Genomic DNA, 5,332 nt, shown 5'->3' with positions numbered 1-5,332 from the left:
TGCCGGAGGGACAGCGCGCCGAGGCCGGGCGCTACCTGCTGCATCCGGCCCTGCTGGACGCCGCCCTGCACACCCTCCTGCCCGGCGTCGTCGACGAGGCGGGCCGGGCCCGGCTCCCCTTCGCGTGGTCGGGTGTCACCCTCCACGCGGTGGGCGCCACCGCGCTGCGCGTCCGCCTGGCCGTGTCCGACCAGGACTCCGAGACCCTGGAGGCATCGCTCACGGTGGCGGACGGTACGGGGGCTCCGGTGGCGTCCGTGGAGGGGCTGACGCTGCGGCCGTTGTCGGCGGAGGCGCTGCGTGCGGCGGCGGCCCCGAGCGGCCCGGACGGCCTGTTCGCCGTGCGATGGAAGCCCGTACCGGTTGGCACGGCACCGGCCCCGGACGGGGCCGAGGTGGTGGAGGTCGTCTCGGGCGGGCGGTCCGCGCCCGAGGTCCTGCACGACACCCTGCACGGAATCCAGGAGTTCCTGACCGACGACAGCAAAGCGGACCACACCCTGATCGTGGTGACCCGCGGCGCCGTCGCCCTCGACGGCGAAGAGATCGCCGACCTCGCGGCGGCCGGTGTCACCGGACTGGTGCGGGTGGCACAGACGGAACACCCCGGCCGCATCGTCCTGGCCGACCTGGAACCGGACACCGACCTGGACACCGAGACGATCCTCGCCACCGGCGAACCCCAGCTGGCCGTACGTGACGGAGTGACGTACGTGCCACGCCTGAACCGTGCCACGGGCGAGCCCGGTGAGCGGACGGTGCGCTGGGACCAGGGCACCGTCCTCATCACGGGCGCCACCGGAACCCTGGGCGCCGTGCTGGCCCGCCACCTGGTCACCGCGCACGGAGCACAAAACCTGCTCCTGGTCTCCCGCCGCGGGCCCGACGCACCCGGCGCCACCGAACTGAAGGACGAACTGCGCACCCTGGGAGCCGAGGCCACCCTCGCCGCCTGCGACGTCTCCGACAGGGAAGCGGTCGCCGACCTGCTGGCGTCCGTCCCGGCCGACCGGCCGCTGAGGGCCGTGATCCACACGGCCGGCGTCCTCGACGACACCGTGCTCACCGACCTGACCCCCGAGCGCCTGGACGCCGTGCTCAAGCCGAAGACCGAAGCGGCGTGGAACCTGCACGAGGCCACCCTCGGCGACGAACTCGACGCGTTCGTCGTCTACTCCTCGATCGCGGGCCTGATCGGCAATGCCGGCCAGGCCAACTACGCCGCCGCCAACACCTACCTGGACGCCCTCGCCCAGCACCGCGCGGCCCTCGGACTGCCCGCCACCTCGCTGGCCTGGGGCCTGTGGAACCAGACCAGCACCATCAGCGGCGAACTGAACGAGACGGACCTGCGTCGCCTGGCCCGTATCGGCCTCAAGCCGTTGGCCACGGACGAGGCGATGGAGCTGTTCGACGCCGCCCTGGCGGGAACCGAGCCGGTCCTCGGCGTCAGCGGTCTCGATCTCGCCGCACTGCGCAGGGCGGGTGACGGCCTGCCACCGCTGCTGCGCGACCTGGCCCCGGCCGGCCGCCGCCGCACGGCCGCCTCGGCCGGCCGGTCCGGCGGCCAGGACGCGGGCCCCTCGCTGGCCGAGCGCCTGGGCGCCCTGTCCCAGGAGGAACGCGAACAGGCCCTCGTCGACCTCGTCCGCGCCCAGGTCGCCACGGTCCTCGGACACGCAGACGCCGGTGCCGTCGACCCCCGGCGCGCCTTCCAGGAACTCGGCTTCGACTCACTCACCGCCGTCGAACTGCGCAACCAGCTCAACGGCGCGACCGGACTGCGCCTGCCGAGCACGCTCGTCTTCGACCACCCCAACCCCGCCGCCCTCGCCACGCACCTGCATCGGCAGATCAAGGTGGAGGCGGCGTCGCCCGCCGACTCGCTGGTCGAGGAGCTCGGCCGGCTCAGGGCCGCCGTCCGGTCGGCGGCCGCCGATCCCGCGGCCTACGAGAGCGTCGCCGGGCAGCTGCGCGAGCTGCTGGGCGTCGCCGAGCAGGCGAGCGGCCGTACGTCCGCCGACGAGGTACTGGCGGCCGGTGACCTGGACGAGGCGAGCGACGAGGAGCTGTTCGCGCTCCTCGACGACCTGAACTGACCGGGTGACCGCTCCCGGAGCCGACGAGGGGGTCGGCTCCGGGGCGGTCCGCACGCCCGGCGGTCACCGCTGCGGCACACCACTGCACGACCGACCCACCAGACCGAGCACGAGCCACACCACAAGCCACACCACGAGCCACATGACGACGGGGAGCTGAGATCAGTGGCGAACGAGCAGGAACTCCGCGAGTACCTCAAGAAGGCCATCGCCGACGCGCGCGACGCGCGCCGGCAGCTGCGCGAGGTCGAGGACAAGGCGCAGGAGCCGATCGCGATCGTCGGCATGGCGTGCCGCTATCCCGGCGGTGTGTCCTCCCCGGAGGACCTGTGGAATCTGGTCGCCGACGGCGTGGACGCCGTCAGCGAGTTCCCGTCCAACCGCGGCTGGGACGTCGAGAAGCTGTACGACCCGGACCCGGACCGGCCGGGCACGTCGTACGTCCGCGAGGGCGGCTTCCTGCACGACGCGGACCTCTTCGACCGCGAGTTCTTCGGCATGTCACCGCGCGAGGCGCTCGCCATCGACCCGCAGCAGCGCCTGCTGCTGGAGACCGCCTGGGAGACCTTCGAGAACGCGGGCATCGTCCCGGCAGCCCTGCGCGGCAGCCGCACCGGTGTCTTCACCGGCGCGATGTACAACGACTACGGCTCCCGCCCCGACCTGCCCGCCGAGGGCAACGAGGGCTACCTCTTCAGCGGCAGCGCGGGCTCCATCGCGTCGGGCCGGATGGCGTACACCTTCGGTCTGGAGGGCCCGGCCGTCACGGTCGACACCGCCTGCTCCTCCTCGCTCGTCGCCATGCACTTGGCCGTCAACGCGCTGCGCAACGGCGAGTGCGACCTGGCCCTCGCCGGCGGCGTCGCCGTCATGTCGACGCCGACGGCGTTCGTGGAGTTCTCCCGGCTGCGTGGTCTGTCCACCGACGGCCGCTGCCGGTCCTTCTCCGAGGACGCGGACGGTACCGGCTGGTCGGAGGGCGTCGGCCTGCTGCTGGTGGAGCGTTTGTCCGACGCGCGGAAGAACGGCCACCGCGTCCTGGCGGTGATCCGGGGCAGCGCGGTCAACCAGGACGGAGCGAGCAACGGGCTGACCGCGCCCAACGGCCCCTCCCAGGAGCGCGTGATCCTCGCCGCCCTGGCGAACGCCGGTCTGAGCACAGCCGACGTCGACGCCGTCGAAGCGCACGGCACGGGTACCCGCCTCGGCGACCCCATCGAGGCGCAGGCCCTCCTCGCCACCTACGGTCAGGGCCGGCCGGCCGGACACCCGCTGTACCTGGGCTCGCTCAAGTCGAACATCGGCCACGCGCAGTCGGCCGCCGGTGTCGGCGGTGTCATCAAGATGATCGAGGCGATGCGGCACGGGGTGCTGCCGAGGACGCTCCACGTGGGGGAACCGTCCAGCCATGTGGACTGGGACGCCGGGGCGGTGGAGCTGCTGACCGAGGCGCGCGAGTGGCCCGCCACCGACGGCCGACCGCGCCGCGCGGGTGTCTCGTCCTTCGGCTTCGGTGGAACGAACGCCCACGTCGTCATCGAGGAGCCCCCGGCCGCGCCCGAGGAGCAGGACACCACCGAACGCACCGAACTGCCGCTGATTCCCTGGGTGTTGTCGGGCAAGAGCGCGCAGGCCGTCCGTGACCAGGCCGCCCGCCTGCTGACCCACCTGGAGACCCACCCCGCACTCGCCGCACAGGACATCGCCCTGTCCCTGGCCACCGAACGCGCCGCCTTCGACCACCGCGCCGTCGTGACAGGCGCCGACCGCACCGAACTCATCGACGCCGTCAAGGCATTGGCGCAGGGCGACGGTGCGGAACCGTCACGGATACGTGACGCGAGTGGGACCGCTTTCCTGTTCACGGGGCAGGGAGCGCAACGGCTCGGCATGGGCCGCCAGCTGCACGCGGCGTTCCCGGTGTTCGCGACCGCCTTCGACGAGGTCGCCGCAGCCCTCGACCCGCACCTGTCCCGCCCGATCAGCGACGTCATCACCGACGGCGACCACCTGGACCGCACCGAGTTCACCCAACCCGCCCTCTTCGCCATCGAAGTCGCCCTCTTCCGCCTCATCCGCTCCTGGGGCATCACCCCCGACCACGTCGCCGGCCACTCCATCGGCGAACTCGCCGCCGCCCACGCGGCCGGCGTCTTCTCCCTGCAAGACGCCGCACGACTGGTCACCGCCCGCGGACGCCTCATGCAAGCCGCCCGCGAAGGCGGCGCCATGGCCGCCATCCAGGCCACGCAGGACGAGGTCGCGGCGGCGCTCGCGGAGGAATCGGGCGTGGTCGCGGTGGCGGCGGTGAACTCGCCGCTGTCGACGGTGATCTCCGGTGACGCGGATGCGGTGGAGCGGCAGGTGGCGCGGTGGCGCGAGCACGGCCGCAAGGCCGTACGGCTGGCCGTCTCGCACGCCTTCCACTCCCCCCACATGGACGACATCCTCGACGAGTTCCGAGAGGTCGCCGCCACCGTCACCTACAACAAACCCCGCATCCCCCTGGTGTCGACCCTGACCGGACGTATCGCCACCGCCGACGAACTCGCCACCCCCCAGTACTGGACCGACCAGATCCGCGGCACCGTCCGCTTCACCGACGCCCTCACCACCCTGCGCGAAGCCGGGGCGGGCGTGTTCGTCGAGATCGGCCCCGACGCCGTCCTCACCGCCCTCACCCGCGACACCCTCGACGACACCACCGCCCTCCCCCTCCTGCGCCGCGACCACGACGAAACCCACACCCTGATCACCGGCATCGCCCAGGCGTTCACCGCGGGCATCCCGGTCGACTGGTCCGCCTTCCTCGGCCCCGGAACCACAGCCCCGGCCCCCCTGCCCACCTACGCCTTCCAACGCGAGCGCCACTGGCTCGACCCCGTCGACGCCCCCGCCGACGCCGAGGGCCTGGGTCTGAAGGCGGTCGGACACCCCATCCTGGGCGCTTCGCTGGGTCTGGCCGCCCGGGACGAGTACGTGCTGACCAGCCGCGTCTCGCTGCGCACCCACCCCTGGCTGGCCGACCACGTGGTCCTCGGCGCCACGTTGCTGCCCGGCACCGCGTTCGTCGAACTCTGCGCCCGCGCGGGCGACCAGGTCGGCACTCCCCGCGTGGAGGACCTGACCCTGTCGGTTCCGTTGGTGCTGCCGGCGCGGGGTGGTGTGCAGGTGCAGGTCGTCGTCGGTGAGGCCGATGACGCCGGACGTCGTGGGGTGGAGGTGTACGGGCG

At 72.9% G+C, this 5,332-nt stretch carries 1 protein-coding gene and 1 pseudogene; both read left to right on the top strand.

Annotated elements, in window-relative coordinates; translation table 11 throughout:
- On the top strand, window positions 1-2,099 hold a 2,099-nt coding region (locus ACH4N1_RS34935), incomplete at its 5' end, for an SDR family NAD(P)-dependent oxidoreductase (protein ID WP_398104556.1).
- A gap of 168 nt (window positions 2,100-2,267) precedes the next feature.
- A pseudogene (locus tag ACH4N1_RS34930) lies at window positions 2,268-5,332 on the top strand (type I polyketide synthase); the annotation flags it as partial.

The sequence above is a fragment of the Streptomyces sp. NPDC017202 genome, from assembly GCF_044331705.1.
In the GTDB taxonomy this organism is placed as follows: Bacteria; Actinomycetota; Actinomycetes; order Streptomycetales; family Streptomycetaceae; genus Streptomyces.
The sequence above is the reverse complement of the archived record's forward strand: the minus strand, read 5'-3'. Positions and strand labels throughout refer to the sequence as shown.